This is a genomic window from Erythrobacter sp. S227 (genome assembly GCF_057364925.1).
Map to the genome: position 1 here is coordinate 3,057,619 of NZ_CP200280.1, position 15,557 is coordinate 3,073,175.

10 protein-coding genes are annotated in these 15,557 nt (G+C 56.8%); 7 read left to right on the forward strand and 3 right to left on the reverse strand.

Annotation, left to right across the window (positions count from 1 at the left end; translation table 11 throughout):
- The first annotated feature begins 88 nt into the window (after positions 1-88).
- Positions 89-1,048: a tetratricopeptide repeat protein gene (locus AC0V6Q_RS14550; RefSeq protein ID WP_486169095.1), complete on the forward strand. Its 960-nt coding sequence runs from the start codon at positions 89-91 to the stop codon at positions 1,046-1,048.
- A gap of 72 nt (positions 1,049-1,120) precedes the next feature.
- On the opposite strand, the gene AC0V6Q_RS14555 is transcribed toward AC0V6Q_RS14550, so the two are convergent.
- Positions 1,121-3,058, reverse strand: a complete 1,938-nt coding sequence (locus AC0V6Q_RS14555) for a methyl-accepting chemotaxis protein (protein WP_486169096.1) — start codon at positions 3,056-3,058, stop codon at positions 1,121-1,123.
- A 348-nt stretch (positions 3,059-3,406) separates the two neighbouring features.
- Entirely contained in the window at positions 3,407-4,762 is a 1,356-nt protein-coding gene (gene gdhA, locus AC0V6Q_RS14560) for an NADP-specific glutamate dehydrogenase (RefSeq protein WP_486169097.1), read from the reverse strand.
- Positions 4,763-5,060: 298 nt separating this feature from the next.
- On the opposite strand from gdhA, the gene AC0V6Q_RS14565 reads away from it, so the two are divergent.
- The 3 genes from AC0V6Q_RS14565 (at position 5,061) to AC0V6Q_RS14575 (ending at position 11,876) form a co-directional block, all read left to right on the forward strand.
- Positions 5,061-6,803 carry a BCCT family transporter gene (locus tag AC0V6Q_RS14565; protein ID WP_486169098.1) on the forward strand — a complete coding sequence of 581 codons (1,743 nt, stop codon included), beginning with the start codon at positions 5,061-5,063 and terminating at the stop codon, positions 6,801-6,803.
- Between the two features lie 374 nt (positions 6,804-7,177).
- Positions 7,178-9,829: a TonB-dependent receptor gene (locus AC0V6Q_RS14570; protein WP_486169099.1), complete on the forward strand. Its 2,652-nt coding sequence runs from the start codon at positions 7,178-7,180 to the stop codon at positions 9,827-9,829.
- 73 nt (positions 9,830-9,902) lie between these two features.
- Positions 9,903-11,876: a tetratricopeptide repeat-containing sulfotransferase family protein gene (locus tag AC0V6Q_RS14575; protein ID WP_486169100.1), complete on the forward strand. Its 1,974-nt coding sequence runs from the start codon at positions 9,903-9,905 to the stop codon at positions 11,874-11,876.
- Positions 11,877-11,880: 4 nt separating this feature from the next.
- Here AC0V6Q_RS14575 and AC0V6Q_RS14580 read toward each other — a convergent pair whose 3' ends face one another.
- Positions 11,881-12,219, reverse strand: a complete 339-nt coding sequence (locus AC0V6Q_RS14580) for a tRNA-binding protein (RefSeq protein ID WP_486169101.1) — start codon at positions 12,217-12,219, stop codon at positions 11,881-11,883.
- 100 nt (positions 12,220-12,319) lie between these two features.
- On the opposite strand from AC0V6Q_RS14580, the gene AC0V6Q_RS14585 reads away from it, so the two are divergent.
- From AC0V6Q_RS14585 to AC0V6Q_RS14595, 3 genes are read left to right on the forward strand one after another with little or no spacing between them, the layout of a single operon-like run.
- Positions 12,320-12,802 (forward strand): (2Fe-2S)-binding protein, encoded by a 483-nt coding sequence (locus AC0V6Q_RS14585; protein ID WP_486169102.1) that lies wholly within the window; start codon positions 12,320-12,322, stop codon positions 12,800-12,802.
- A 3-nt stretch (positions 12,803-12,805) separates the two neighbouring features.
- Positions 12,806-15,058 carry a xanthine dehydrogenase family protein molybdopterin-binding subunit gene (locus tag AC0V6Q_RS14590; protein WP_486169103.1) on the forward strand — a complete coding sequence of 751 codons (2,253 nt, stop codon included), beginning with the start codon at positions 12,806-12,808 and terminating at the stop codon, positions 15,056-15,058.
- 27 nt (positions 15,059-15,085) lie between these two features.
- Positions 15,086-15,547: a c-type cytochrome gene (locus AC0V6Q_RS14595; RefSeq protein WP_486169104.1), complete on the forward strand. Its 462-nt coding sequence runs from the start codon at positions 15,086-15,088 to the stop codon at positions 15,545-15,547.
- The last annotated feature ends 10 nt before the right edge of the window (positions 15,548-15,557 follow it).

A 15,557-nucleotide genomic window follows, 5' to 3' on the forward strand; every position in this document is an offset into this window, starting at 1 on the left:
CATTGCCAGTTACAATTGCCGCTTTTGCCCGCGGATGCTAGTGCAAAATGCACAGGACTAGTCGAAATACGTGCAAATGAGGGTGTAAATGGGGGAAAATACGCAAAGCCCATCCGGTTCTAAAGCCGGTTGGATATTGCTTGGCGGCGCAGCTTTGCTGGCAGTCGCATCAGTTGGATATAATGTATATTCGGGCAGCGAGGACGGCACCGTGGCAGAGGCGACGGGCGACGGTGTGCCCACGATTGCCGAACTGCGCGAAGCAGCGGAAAACTCGAGCGATGATGCAGGGCCGTGGAGCGAGCTGGGCTTTGCCCATTTTGAACGCGGCGAATTTGCAGATGCGGTTGAAGCTTATGAAAAAGCGGTCGCAATCGACGATACGTCAGGATCGCTCTGGTCAGCCTTGGGCGAAGCGCGCGTTATGGCAGTCGATGCAGCGCAGGCCAATGCCGATCCGCTTCCTGCCGCAGCACTGGATGCTTTTGCAAAAGCTCTGGAGCGCGATGAAAACGACCCGCGCGCGCGCTATTTCATGGCCGTGAAGAAAGACATCGATGGCGACCATCAGGGTGCAATTGACAGTTGGTTTGCCCTGCTCGAAGACACGCCTGTTGGCGCGCCTTGGGAAGGGGACGTGGTGCGCACAATCGAACAGGTCGCCGCCATTAACGAGATTGATTTGGGTGATCGCCTCTCCGCCGCCATATCCACCCGCACCCCCGAAATTGCAATTCCGGGATCAGGCAGTGTGGCGGGTGATGCGGCATCAACCAATGTTCGCGGCCCGACCGCGCAGCAAGTCGCGGATGCGCGCCAAATGTCGGAAAGCGACCAACGTCAGATGATCGCCGGCATGGTCTCCGGCCTTGAAGAGCGGCTTGAAGGCGACCCCGGCAATCTGGATGGCTGGGTGATGCTCATGCGCAGCCGAATGACGCTAGGCGAAACCGGAAAGGCACGCGAGGCGCTTGCGAACGCGGTTGCGGCCAATCCGGGCGAAGAAGATGAGCTGCGCAGGCAGGCGGCGCAGTTGGGGATTGAGTAAGAGGGCAGCCTGGTCAGGGCCAATAATCCGCAAGCTGCGCCTGCGCGATTGATCGCATTGATCGCTCGTGCCTTAGAACTCGCTCCAGTCCTGATCATCTTCCTGCTCTTCGTATTCGGGCTTCATCGCAAGATTGCCTACGACTTCGACCGGGCGCTGCCGTTGCGGTGCGTGCTGCGCCGCTGTGTTCTCGCGTGCAGGATAGCCAAGTTGCGCCTGTTGCTGATGCGCGGGCGCTTTTTTAGCCCCTCGCAGCGGCCAGTATATGCTCTCGTCTTCTGCCTGCTGCTCGGTACGCGGCAGTTCGCGTTCATCAGTCCGGAACTGCCTTACCAGGACGCCAAGTCCGTTCGCCTGTTCTGACAGGTTGCGGGCGCACGCAGCCGTTTCCTCGACCATAGCCGCGTTTTGCTGTGTCATCTTGTCCATGTCGACAACCGCGCTACTGACTTGTTCGATACTTGTGGCCTGCGCGCTGGCGCTGTCGGCGATCTTCTGGATTTGAAGGTTGACCTCGCCAACTCGTGTTACAATCCCCTCCAGAACCTTGCCGGTTTCACCAACAAGAGTCACACCTTCGTCCACTTGTGCAGTTGAAGTGGAGATCAGTTGCTTGATGTCATTGGCCGCCTCGGCGCTGCGCTGAGCCAGTGCGCGCACTTCGGTCGCCACAACAGCAAAGCCCTTGCCGGCGTCACCTGCGCGGGCTGCCTCGACCCCTGCGTTGAGAGCAAGCAGATTGGTCTGAAACGCGATCCCGTCGATCACATCGATGATTTGGGTGATCTCTTTGGATGAGGCTTCGATCGAATCCATCGCGGTCACGGCCTTTTTGACCACATCTCCGCCATTGTGCGCCTCCTTGTGCGTTTCATCGATAGACTGTTTTGCCTCCGAAGCGTTGTCAGCCGTCTGGCGTACCAGTTCGGTCACTTGGCTCATAGCGGCGGCGGTCTCCTCAAGGCTGGCCGCCTGTGTTTCATTGCGGTGGGCAAGGTCATCGGAGGCTGCACTGATCTCGCTTGCCCCTTGCCTCACACTGTCAACCGATGTCCGCACCTTTTCGATAAGCGTTTCGACCTGTTTCGCAGAGTTATTGTATCCAGTGCGCAAAGGTTCATACTGCTTGTCCAGTTCCTCGATCATACGAAATGCGAGGTCACCTCCCGCAAGGCGCTGGAGCGCACCGAAGACAAGTTGAACCACTTTCTCCTGTTTGATGGCATCATCGACCTGCTTCTTGCTGTTCTTGCGAAAAACCTCGATCGTGCGGGTCATCGTCCCGATTTCGTTATCGGCATGCGAGTGGCGGACACCCGCATCCAGATTGCCGGTAGCCATCGCCTCCATCGTTTCGGCGGTCTCCGCCAGAGGTGTGAGCACCTTCTTTCGTAGCAAATACAAGCTCCCCACGCTGGCAAGCAGCAGGATAAGCGCCGTCAGGGCGAGCATGATTGTCACCCATAGCACTGTCGAACTCGAGCTTTCGGCAAGGCTTGCCGAGAGCTCATCGGCGCCGACCACCAATGTATCAATCGTGGCCCGGTGACCATTGTAGTGATCGCCCAATCGGCCAAGCGAGGCTTGTGATGCGCTTTCGTTTCCGCTCCGAACGGCCGGGATCAAGCTTTGTTCGATCTCGCGCCAGAATGCGGACCCATCGGTTGCGACGGTTTGCGCAATGCCTGCTTTGAGGTTCTCTTCAAGATCAGATGCCGCCCAATAATCGGCACGCTCGCGCCACTCGTTTTTGAGCCGCGTCAATGTGTCGACATGGGTGTCGAAATTGCGCCTCTCACGCACGAGCAGGTTGGCAACCAGATAGCTTTCGACCAGATATTCTGGCGGCGGCAGAATGTCCGCCTTGAACTCGTTGACCTGGCTGTCACGGCGATCCATCTCTCCGCCGAACCTGATTTGGTTGATGCCAATAAATGATATGATTGCGGCAATCATCGTTAGTGCAATGACGCCTACGCCGATGCGCGTGCTAGCTTTGGTAATGGTCACGACCAATCCTCAATTGAATGGACACTGAAATCTGGGCGATCAGCCAATAGAGGTGCAAAGCCTTAGCTGCCTTGAATCGGGAGTAAGTAGCTCGCCGGAGCCAACCCGGAGATTTCTTCATTAATGCGGTTGGCTTGCTCCTTGGCCTTTTTGCCGGAGAGGAAAATCTGGCAGCTTTCAGGGGCATTAAAGCCGCTCCACCGACCGGTGCGATTGAGGCTCAATGGCAGGCAAGCGATTGTTATTTCACGGACAAAAGAAAAGGGCGCTTCCCACACAGGAAGCGCCCCCAATGTTCTTGCGACAATGGCGATCAGCCTAAAACATGCCTAACGCCAATCGTCTTAACTAGACCACGCCAAACGCCAGCATCGCGTCGGCGACTTTCTTGAAGCCTGCGATATTCGCGCCTTTCACATAGTCGACATAGCCATCGCCCTGGTCGCCATATTCGGTGCACTTCTCGTGGATGCCTTCCATGAGGTCGGTCAGCATTTCGCCGAGGCGCTCATGGTTCCAGCTGATACGCTCCGAGTTCTGGCTCATTTCCAGACCAGAGACAGCCACACCGCCGGCGTTTGCTGCTTTGCCGGGGCCATACAAAAGCTTGGCATCGTGGAAGACCTTAACGCCTTCCAGAGTGGTCGGCATATTCGCGCCTTCGGAAACGCCTTTGCAGCCATTGCTGACCAGCGATTTGGCCTCGTCTTCGTTGAGCTCGTTCTGTGTTGCACACGGCAGAGCGAGGTCGCACGGCACATCCCATGGGCGCTTGCCCTCGTGGAAAGTCGCATTGGTGAAGTGATCGGCATATTCGCTGATCCGGCCGCGCCTCACGTTCTTGAGCTCTTTAACCCAGTCGATCTTCTCTTGATCGAAGCCGTCCGGGTCATGGATAAACCCACCTGAGTCCGAAAGGGTCAAGACCTTGCCGCCAAGCTGGGTGATCTTTTCAGCGGCGTGGGTTGCGACATTACCCGAACCGGAGATGACGGCGGAGTGGCCCTCGACATCCATGCCTTTATGTTTGAGCATATTCTGCAGGAAATAGACTGCGCCATAGCCGGTGGCCTCGGGCCGCATTTGCGATCCGCCATATTCTTGACCCTTGCCCGTAAGAACGCCTTCCCAGCGATTGGTGAGGCGCTTGTACTGGCCAAACATGTAGCCAATTTCGCGCCCGCCAACACCGATGTCACCGGCTGGCACGTCGGTGTTGGGGCCAATGTGGCGGTACAGCTCTGACATAAAGCTTTGGCAAAAGCGCATGACTTCGGCGTCAGACTTGCCCTTTGGGTTGAAGTTCGCGCCGCCTTTGCCGCCGCCCATGGGAAGGCCCGTTAGCGAGTTTTTGAAGGTTTGCTCAAACGCAAGGAATTTAAGAACGCTTTCGGTCACAGATGGGTGGAAACGAATGCCACCTTTATATGGGCCGATGGCGTTGTTGTTTTGAACGCGCCAGCCGCGCTGTACGCGGATGTTGTGATTGTCATCTTCCCAGCATACGCGGAAAGAGACGATGCGATCCGGCTCCGCAATCCGGCGCAGGATCTGCGCTTCGTGATACTCGACCTTGTCGGCCATGAATTCGAAAATGTCTTGAGCAACTTCATGGACCGCCTGAACAAACTCGGTTTGTCCCGGATTACGCTTTTTCACGCCTTCCATGAATTGCGATAGATTTACGTGGTCAGAAACCGGCATTGCATACCCCCCTTTGATAACAACGCGACCGCTTTTTGTGTTTTGCGTGAAGGCTGTATCCTCTGAAAGTGCATGCGACGCAAGTGCAAGGATGCACATTGAACCGGTCTGGCACTGACTCCGTTACTGTCTTGTGCGGCAGAGCGGGGCGGGGTTGCAATCAGGTGGCTAAGCCTTGTAGGCAGCCCCTCTAAGACAAACGCGCCCATCAAGAGGCGTGTGCCCGGGCCCGCCATTCTGCGTGGTCCGGTAGGGATCAGAGCCGCCAGTTTTGGCTCAAAATCGGACGCATTTTTTCATGACCAGCCCCGGAGCTGAACAAAAAGCCGTTGACCCAGTCACAAGCGGCGACCGCCGCATTGCACCACCCATGGTGGAACTGGAAATCGATACTCACGACAAAGGGTTTTACGACGGGTTCAGCCGCGAGGTCACGATCCCTGCGAAAATCATTGTGTCGTTGATCATCCTATGGGCGATCTTCTTTCCGGTGAACGCGATGGAGACGTTGCAGGTCGCCAATTCGACCATCATCAGTGCCTTTAGCGGTTGGTATGTCTATCTCGTTGCGTTTCTCGTGATCAGCAGTGCGGTGCTCGTATTGGTCCCGCAAATCGGGTCCTTGCGCATTGGTGCGCCGGGTGAAAAGCCTGAATTTTCGCGCGCCTCGTGGTTCTCCATGCTGTTTGGTGCAGGCATCGGTATTGGCATGCTGACCTTCTCTACTGGAGAGCCGCTCGCTCACTTCTCGAATAATCCTGACATTATCAGAGGCACGATTGAGGCGCGCTCTGCCGAGGCGGTGCGGCCTGCGTACATCTACACTTTCCTGCATTGGGGTTTTGGCGCGTGGTGCACTTACGCGCTCGTGGGTCTTGGGATTGGCTATGTTGCGCACAGGCGGGGGCTGCCTCTGACGATCCGGTCGAGCTTGGCTCCGCTTTTTGGTGAGCGCATGTCCGGCCTTGGGGGCCACGCTGTTGACGTTGTTGCCGTGGTGGCGACAATTCTGGGCGTCTCCTACACTTTGGCCTTCGGGGTTCAGCAGTTTGTTGCAGGCCTTTACCGGATCGGTCTTGGTGATTGGTTGATGGTCTCAGGCGAAGGCGGTGTGCTCACCGCTTCCAACTTGGCCATAGTGATCGCTCTGATAGTGTTGGTAGGAGCCTCGACAATCAGCGCGCTTTCTGGCGTGGGGCGCGGGATCAAATGGCTCTCCAATATCAACATGGCGCTTTCATTTGCGCTCCTCGCGCTGTTCGCAACTGTGGGTTCGGGCCTTTACGGTTTGCAGCTTATGGGCGTGGCGACATGGGACTATATCGTAAACCTGCCCATGCAATCACTCACCTTGTTCCAGGATGACGGTAGCGAGATGGCGGGTGCGCTGGTCGATTGGCAGCTTGGTTGGACCGTCATGTACTGGGCATGGTGGATCGCATTCGCCCCATTCGTCGGCATGTTTATCGCGCGCATCTCGCGCGGGCGCACGATCCGCGAATATGTGCTTGGCGTTGCTTTGGTCCCATCGCTTATGTGCTTCATCTGGATGGCACTGGTCGGCGGAACCGCGATTGATCTTGAGCTTTCAGGGGTCGCTGGCGGTACGATTGTTGATGCGCCCATGGCCGACCAGCTTTTCGCAACCCTTGCGCTATTGTTGGAGCCCGGAACGGCGGCGGTTGTCTCTGGCCTCGTGGTTATCTTGTTGATGACCTATCTCATCACCTCGGCTGACAGCGCGATCCTGATCGTCAACACCATCAATGGCGCAGGCGACAATGAAGGCGCGCGGCGTTTTCACATCCTCTTCTGGGGTGCAGCGCTGGCTTTCGTCGTGGGTTCAATGCTGATCCTTGGCGGGATCGAGGCCATTCGCATCACGATGATTATCGGCGCATTGCCGTTTTCCCTCGTGCTTGCGGCCATGTGTGCGTCGATCATCAAGGCGGTTGTCTTTGACCTCATTCGTAAAAAGCACGGCGTTCCAACCACACAAGAGGCGTGCGAGAACTGGGACGGGGAAGTTACAACCCTTTGAGGACTTTGTGCGACACTTACAAAATCTAAGTATTCGCGAAGATATACAGAATAGTGTGGCTCATCTATGAAGTATGATATCGGATACTTATAAAAGGCGTTCTGTAAAGTATGTAATAATGCTGAATAGTTTCCTGATTACCTAGAGTTTTCATGGACTAGATTTACATTGTTGTTTCAATGCAACACATCTCTGTAGCTTTGGAAAATGCGAGGGCGCGCTGTGGCCAGCCCGCTTTGCTCTTGTTACCTGCCCCTCCAGCGCGCCCCGTAGTTTGTGCAATTCACAAATTTCGTTGAGCCCGCTGTTCTTGGATGAACTGGCGCGAACCGTTGCGCCGCCCCCCTCATCCGCAGTCCAAAAGGGATTACATAATGAAGAACATTATAACCGGCGCGTCGCTGGGCGCGCTGGCTGTCGCAATCGCATCGCCTGCCGCAGCGCAGGATGCCGGCGCACCTGCCGCTGAAGAGCGCCAAGGCGGTGTGAACACCATCATCGTGACAGCGCAGCGTCGCAGCGAAGACCTGCAAGACGTTCCAATTTCGGTTTCTGCCATCGGTGAAGAACAGCTCGAAGAGCTTAACATCGACACGTTCGAAGATTATCTCGACCAGATCCCGTCTGTCACAGCAGGCGGCAATGGTCCGGGCCAAAGCACGATCTACATTCGCGGTCTTGCATCAACCACGCCAAACATCACTGTAGCAGGGGTTGCGGGACTTGCTCCTAACGTGGCGCTGTATCTCAACGATCAACCGCTTTCACAGCCAGGCCGTAACCTTGATGTTTACGCTGCCGACTTGGCGCGTATCGAGGTGCTTTCGGGCCCGCAAGGCACCCTGTTTGGCGCAAGTTCGCAAGCAGGTGTTGTGCGTCTCATCACCAACAAGCCTGATCTTTCCGGTTTCTCGGCGAAGTCCTCTGCTGGCGTCTCATTCACCAAAGGCGGTGAAGCAAGTTACCAGGGCGAGTTCATGATCAACGTGCCGGTAAGCGACACGTTTGCTCTGCGCGGTGTTGCATATCTTGATGATCAAGGCGGCTACATCGACAATGTCCAAGGGACTCGCGATCTGACTGAAAGCGCGCGTTTCCGTCCGGAAGGTTTTGTCCGTGAAAACGGCGTTCCGGTTTCCGCCGTTCGCGCCGGTTTCCAATCGACCGCTGACCTGTCTGGCGTGGAATTCCTTCAGGCCGACAACGCTGGCCTTGTCCAAGATAACTTCAACGATACGACCTACTCCGGCTTTCGTGTAAGCGCTCTGTGGGAAGTGACGCCTGATTGGACCGTCAACATCTCGCACCAGCGTCAAAGCCTTGAATCAGACGGCGTGTTCTTCGCCGATCCTGAGCTTGATGGCCTTGGCGATCTTGAAATTCAGCGCTTTGAAGAAGACCGTCTTGAAGACGATTTCTCTAACACAAGCTGGACCGTGGAAGGCCGTATCGGCTGGCTCGATGTGATCTACACCGGTGCCTACACCGACCGTGAAAGCGAGCAGCGTGCTGATTACACCGACTACCTGTTTGCTGGCCAATATCTGCCGTATTACATCTGTGACGGGTCAGTGACCTATCCCGGTGCAGCAGCGCCAAGCGGAACTTGTCAGGCACCGAACCTGTTCATCAATTCGCTTTCGAACACCGAAGTGTTCACGCAGGAGCTGCGTTTCTCGACGCCTGACGATTGGCGCGTGAGCTTTCAGGGTGGTGCGTTCTATTCCGACCTCAGCCTCGAAGAGCGTGTGGACTTTGCATATCCAAACAATGTGTTAGCAAATCCATTCGGCCCGTTTGCGACCAACTTCCCGCAGACGACCGGCTTCTTCTCTGATCCTGGACCATTCCCGGCTTCCACGATCTTCCGCAATGACATTCGCCGTACGGACGAACAGTTCGGCATCTTTGGTGAAGCAAACTTTGATGTCATCCCTGACTTGCTCAGCGTGACATTTGGTGCGCGCTACTACGATGTCGAAGTTGACTTTGAAGGGTCTGCGAACGGTTCGTTCTGTAACTCGGGTGCTGCAACCGATGCCAATGCCTTTGGTACCGACATCAGCGATCTTTATGACGGTGACGGACAGTTCACTTTCATCGGATCGTGTAATGCGGCCTTGCGTCAGACGTTTGACCTCGATGACAGCATTGCTGACATTCAGGCAGCTGGCCTGTCCGAAGCGCAGGCAACACAGGTCTTCAACGCGGTGCGTGCGCCTGATGTGGCCGAAACAAGCGGTGTTATCTTCAAAGGGACCGTCACTTTGACACCTACACCCGATATGCTGTTCTACGCGACATATTCGGAAGGCTTCCGTCCCGGCTTCCTCAACCGTCCCGGCGGCGCTGTGGGTGCTGGCGGATTTGTGGTGCCGTTCGAGCTCGAAACCGATGAGGTGAAGAACTACGAACTCGGTTGGAAACTCGACCTCATCGATGGTCAATTCCGCTGGAATGGTTCGGCCTTCTTTGTCGATATTCAAAACCTGCAGACGCAGATTTTTGACCCCTCGATCACAAACCTGTTCTTCTCGTCAAACGCTGCGGATGCAGAGATTTACGGGATTGAATCAGACTTCACCGTTGCACCTTATGCGACGCCGGGTCTGACCTTTGCAGGTGCATTTTCGATCCTCGACACAGAGGTCACGGAAATCCTTATCCCGACTAATGACGTGATCCTCGGAAGCGATCTCGCTTACGCGCCAAGCTTCCAAGGCAACATTCGTGCACGGTATGAATGGGATGTGTCGGACAGCCTTGAGGCTTTCATTCAGCCACAAGCGACCTATTCGGCATCCAAGCAAACCGACATCATCGCAATCAACAATATCCAACTGGACAGCTACACAACCTTCGATTTGTCGATGGGCGTGAAAGCGGATCAGTGGAAGTTCGAGATCTTCGGTGAAAACCTCAGCGATGAGCGCGCTGAAGTTTCGGGCATCTTCGGCAATGACCGTGAGCGCATCATCACAAACCGTCCTCTGACGGTGGGCATGCGCGTTTCGTTCGACTATTGATCGAACGCATCCAATCACAAGCGGCGGGAGTGGCAGTGTTCACTCCCGCCGTTTTGCTGTCTAAGGCAGGCGTATGAACCGCATAGAGCAACTCCAATCCGCGCAAAAGTCTCTTCAAGCTGGTGAGTTTGAAGCAGGGCTTGAGGCTGCACGCGGGCTTCTCGCCGAGAACCCCTCGGATGGAGAGGCGCTCTACATGGCGGCGGTAGCGTGCCGGTATTTAAAACGATTTGATGAGGCGGGTGTGCACCTGAACGCGCTGCATTCCGCGATGCCCGAATATGGCCGCGCGTGGCAGGAGCAGGGGCATCTCGCCTTGGCGCGCGGTGACAATGCAGGCGCATTGGCGGCGTTTAGCCGAGCCACCCGGTTTAATCCGGCACTGGAGGCGAGCTGGCGCGAACAATCGCGTTTGGAAGCGGCCGCGGGGAGGATGGTCGAAGCCAACGTCGCCAAGGCTCAGCAAGAGCGGATTGCGCGCCTCCCACGCGAGCTTGTCGCGGTGACTAACCATTTGGCCGAAGGGCGCATTGCGCGCGCCGAGGAGATTTGCCGCCACTATCTGCGAACCCATCCTACCCGCGATGCCGCCCATATCGAAGGCATGCGCCTGCTCGCCAAAATCGGGATTGAGCTTGGTGTTCTGGATGATGCGGAATTTCTGCTGGAGAGCGCGGTGGAGTTCTCTCCCGATGATGTGCAACTCAGGCTCGATTACATTGACGCTTTGCGCCGCCGTCAGAAATCAGCAGAAGCCTTGGAGCAGGCCGAACTTCTCATCAAACGCGATCCAGAAAGCCCCGTTTTCCAGTCGCGCCTTGCGATCGAACGCATTCAGATGGGTGATTATGAGGGGGGCCTCGCGCTCTTTGACGATGTGCTCAAAAAGCTACCCGGAGACCCCGCCAGTCTCACTAGCCGCGGCCATGCACTCAAGACCAAAGGCGACCGCAGCGAGGCTGAGGCAAGCTATCGCGCAGCCATCAAGTCCAAGCCGGATCACGGCGATGCCTACTATGCGCTAGCCAACCTCAAAACCTATCGCTTCAGCGATGCCGAGATTGCGGGGATGCGCGCGCAGGTTGAGCGCAGCGATCTGGCATTCATGGACCGCGTCCACCTCCACTTTGCGCTTGCCAAAGCGATGGAGGACGAGCGTGATTATGAGGCGGCGTTCCAGCATTACGATACTGGCAACAGGCTGAAACGCGCGCAAACGCGGTACAAAGCAGAGGCGATGAGCGCGGAGCTTGCCAAGCAGAAAGAGCATTGCTCGAGCGAGTTGTTCGCCAAGCACGAAGGCAGCGGCCATGATGCGCCTGACCCGATATTTATCCTCGGCCTGCCGCGTGCAGGTTCCACCTTGCTGGAACAGATTTTGGCAAGCCACAGCCAGATTGATGGTACACTGGAGCTGCCCAATATCCTCGCGCTTGCTCACAGGCTGCGTGGGCGCAAAGCGGGGCAGTCGTTGTACCCAGCGGTGCTGCATGATCTTTCGGCGGAGCAGCTCGAAAAATTCGGAGCTGACTTCATCGAAAACACGCGCATCCACCGCCAAGGTGCCCCGTTCTTTATCGACAAAATGCCGAACAACTTCCGGCATATCGGGTTGATCCATCTGATCCTGCCCAATGCCAAGATCATCGATGCAAGGCGCGCACCGATGGATTGCTGTTTTTCAGGGTTCAAACAGCTTTTCGCCGAGGGTCAGGAATTCACCTACGGATTGCACGAGGTTGGGCAGTATTACGCCGATTATGTCGATTTAATGGACCATTGGGATGCGGTGCTTCCCGGCGAGGTTCTGCGGGTGCAGCACGAGGATGTGCTCGATGATCTCGAAGGGCAAACGCGCCGGATGCTGGACTTCCTCGGCGTCCCGTTTGAGGAGCAATGCCTCGCCTTTCACAAGACGGACCGGGCAGTGCGCACGGCGTCTTCGGAACAGGTGCGCCAACCGATCAACCGCAAGGGGCAGGGCGCATGGAAGCCGTTTGAACCTTGGCTCGGCCACCTAAAAGAGGCGCTCAAAGGACACCTCTAACGCTTCACATCAGGCGCACACCTTTGGGTACATTCTTGTCGGGCGCAGCCAGCACAATCGCGCCGTCTTCATCCTCAAAGCCAAGCACCAAAACTTCGCTCATAAACGGGCCAATCTGGCGCGGGGGAAAGTTCACCACTGCCATCACTGTGAGGCTCACAAGCTCCTCTGGCGTGTAGTGATCGGTAATTTGTGCGGAGCTTTTCTTGACGCCCAACTCTTCGCCAAAATCGACCCATAATTTGATCGCTGGCTTGCGCGCTTCGGGAAACGGTTCGGCGCGCACCACTTCGCCTGCGCGAATATCGACCTTCAAGAAGTCATCAAAGGAAATCTGGGCCATATGGTCTCCATCAGGCGCGCTGGAACATTCGCGCTATCAATTTGGGGCCTCGCAGGATAGATTGCTCATCGCAACTGAGAAAGAGCAAGAGAGAGACGCCTTGGCAAACTTCATCCTCAACGGCGAACCCGTCAATATCGACGCCGAACCTGAAATGCCGCTGCTTTGGGTGGTGCGCGAAAAGGCAGGGCTGGTGGGCACCAAATTCGGCTGCGGTATTGCGCAGTGCGGGGCCTGCACCATGCATTTGGACGGTCAGCCTGTACGCTCTTGTTCGACGCCTGTCAGCATGGCTGAGGGACGCGAAGTCACCACCATCGAAGGCATCGGAGGTGTCGATGGCATGATGAGCGCGATCCAACAGGCTTGGATCAGCGAGCAGGTGCCCCAATGCGGATATTGTCAATCGGGCCAGATTATGAGCGCGACCGCGCTTCTTCGCGACAATCCGACGCCTTCGGACGATGACATTGACGCAGCAATGAAAGGCAATATCTGCCGCTGCGGCACTTACACCCGCATCCGCCGCGCGATTAAAGTTGCAAGCGGTCAGCTCGAACCCCGCTCTGAGGAGGAGGCGTAAATCATGAACGATCTAACTCCCGAGAAAAAAGAACGCTCAAAACTCGCCAAATGGAGCCGCCGCGGATTTATCGGTGCTGGCGTTTTAGCAGGTGGCGGACTGCTGATTGGGATCGGCGTTCGTCCCGGAAACCCGATTGGTTCGCTCGCATCCAAAGTGGCAGGCGGCGAGGGCGAACAGCTGGTCAACAGCTGGGTCAAGATCGATACGAACAACATCGTCACTGCCATCGTCCCTCACTGCGAAATGGGGCAGGGCGCGCATTCGGTGCTCGCACAAATGCTCGCCGATGAGCTTGATGCCGACTGGGAAAATGTCCGCGTGATGCAGGCGCCTGCTGACGGCTCCTACGTTGTGACCGATACAGCGCGCATGTTTGTGGCCCCTTTCACGATGAACGCGGCTGATTGGATCGAGCCGACCTGGAATGGTCTATTCACGCAAGTAGCGCGTATGGCCGATGCGATGATCACGGGGGGGTCTTCCTCGATCCGGACAACGGGACAGAACTCCATGCGTATCGCTGGCGCTGCGGCACGCGGTATGTTGGTTGGGGCTGCGGCGCAAAAGTGGGGCGTTCCAGTTGATGAAATCACCACGAAGGACAGTGTTCTGTTCCACAAGGCCAGCGGGAATTCGGCGAGATACTCCGAATTTGCCACCGCTGCTGCGGACCAACCGATGGACCACACGCCAAAGCTGAAGACGCCTGATCAATATCGCTTGATGGGCAAAAGCAAGGCGCGCACCGATATTCCGGCCAAGATCAATGGCACCGCTGAATTCGGGATCGACGCCGTGCCGGAAGGCCTTGAGCTTTCCTATGCCGCCACCGTGCGCCCGCCAGTACCCGGCACCAAAGTTGTCAGCATGGACGCATCCCGTGCCAAATCCATGAAAGGGGTCTTGCAGATCCTCAACATGGAGACATTTGTCGCGGTTGTTGCCGATAGCTATTGGCAAGCGCAGCAGGCGATGAACACGATTCAGATCGAATGGAGCCAATCGGACAGCCCGATTAAGACCATGGACGATCAGTTTGCAGCCTTCGCGGCGGCTCTGGATGAAGCGGGTGAAACCGGCGGCGATGAGGCAGCGGCGAAAGGCGATGCGCAAAGTGCGCTTGGTTCGGCGGCCAAAACGATCAAAGCGGAATACAAAGCGCCCTATCTCGCGCACTCCCCGATGGAGCCAATCAACTGCACCGCGCATGTAGCAGACGGCAAATGCGACATCTGGGCCAGCACTCAGGTGCCATTGATGGCAAGGAGCGGTGTGGCCTCGACTTTGGACATGGCCGCAGACGATATCACCATGCACCACCCTTATCTTGGCGGGGCCTTTGGACGCCGCTTGGGCGTGGATGAAATCGCCATGGCAGCGCGCGTGGCTCAGGCGACAGGCTATCCGGTCAAGGTTATCTGGAGCCGCGAAGAGGACACGCAAAAGGCGCTCTACCGCTGCGCAGACATGGCGCGGATGCGGGCGGGCCTGGATGATGACGGCAAACTTGTCGCCTTCGATCATGTCTTCACACAGCGCCACGATCCAGCCGAGGCCTGCGTTCCGGCGATCTATAACATCGCCAACACCAGCATTCGCGTAGCCCCTGCCGACCTGCACTTGCCGTTTCAGGCATGGCGTTCGGTCGACCATTCACAGCAGAGTTTCTTCGTCGAGAGCTTTATCGACGAAGCCGCCTATGAAGCGGGCAAAGATCCGCTCGCTTTCCGCATGGAGATGATCGCAGGTTCACCGCGTCATTTGGCTGTGCTCGAAAAGGTGGCTGAGATGAGCGACTGGCGAGGCGAGACCCTAGAAGGGCATGCCAAAGGCGTCGCGATCGTCGAAAGCTTCGGCACGATCGTTGCCGAGGTGATCGAGGTCGATATGTCCTCTGGCAAGCCCAAGCTCGTCAATGCGTGGGCGGTGTGCGATGCGGGCTATGTGATGAACCCCGATGGCTTCAAGAACCAGATCGAGGGCGGGATCGTTTTCGGCCTGACGGCTGCGATGTATGGCGAGCTGGACCTAAGGGATGGCGCTATCGTGCAAAGCAATTTTCACGATTACAAAATGCTGCGCATGGATGAGGTGCCTGCAATCGAGGTGGCCATCATCAACAGCGGCGATGTGCCGATTGGCGGAGCAGGGGAGCCGGGTCTGCCGCCTGCAGCGCCCGCCTTCACCAACGCGATCTTTGCAGCGACAGGCAAGCGGATACGCGATCTGCCGGTGGCCAAACAATTCGCTTAAAGAGAATTCAAGAGGGAGAACAAGGGGATGCGTAATCGAGCGGTTCTCGCCGTGTGTCTGCTTACCGTGATGGTCACCGCCTGCGGGTCATCGGAAGAGCCGCCACAAGTGGTCGAACAGATTGTCGTGCGTGAACGCGGTGCTCCTGATGTGGCGCAACCGGTTGCCGGCGCTGCGGTTGATCTCATCGCGCTTGGCGAAGATACATTTCAAACCTGCACCGGATGCCATTCGGTTGATCCTGACGGGCGCTCGGCAGCAGGTCCCAACCTTCACGGCATAATGGGCCGCAAAGCGGGAAGCCTTGAAGGGTACTCCTTTTCCGACGCCTTCATCGCATCCGATGTCACCTGGGATGAGGCGAGTCTTGATGGCTTCCTTGCTGACCCGCAAGGTTACATCCCGGGAAGCGAAATGCTTGCAGGCGCAGTGCCTGATGAAGAGCAACGCAAGGCGGTGATCGCTTACCTCGCCTCACAAACCGAGTAAGCGGCGAATA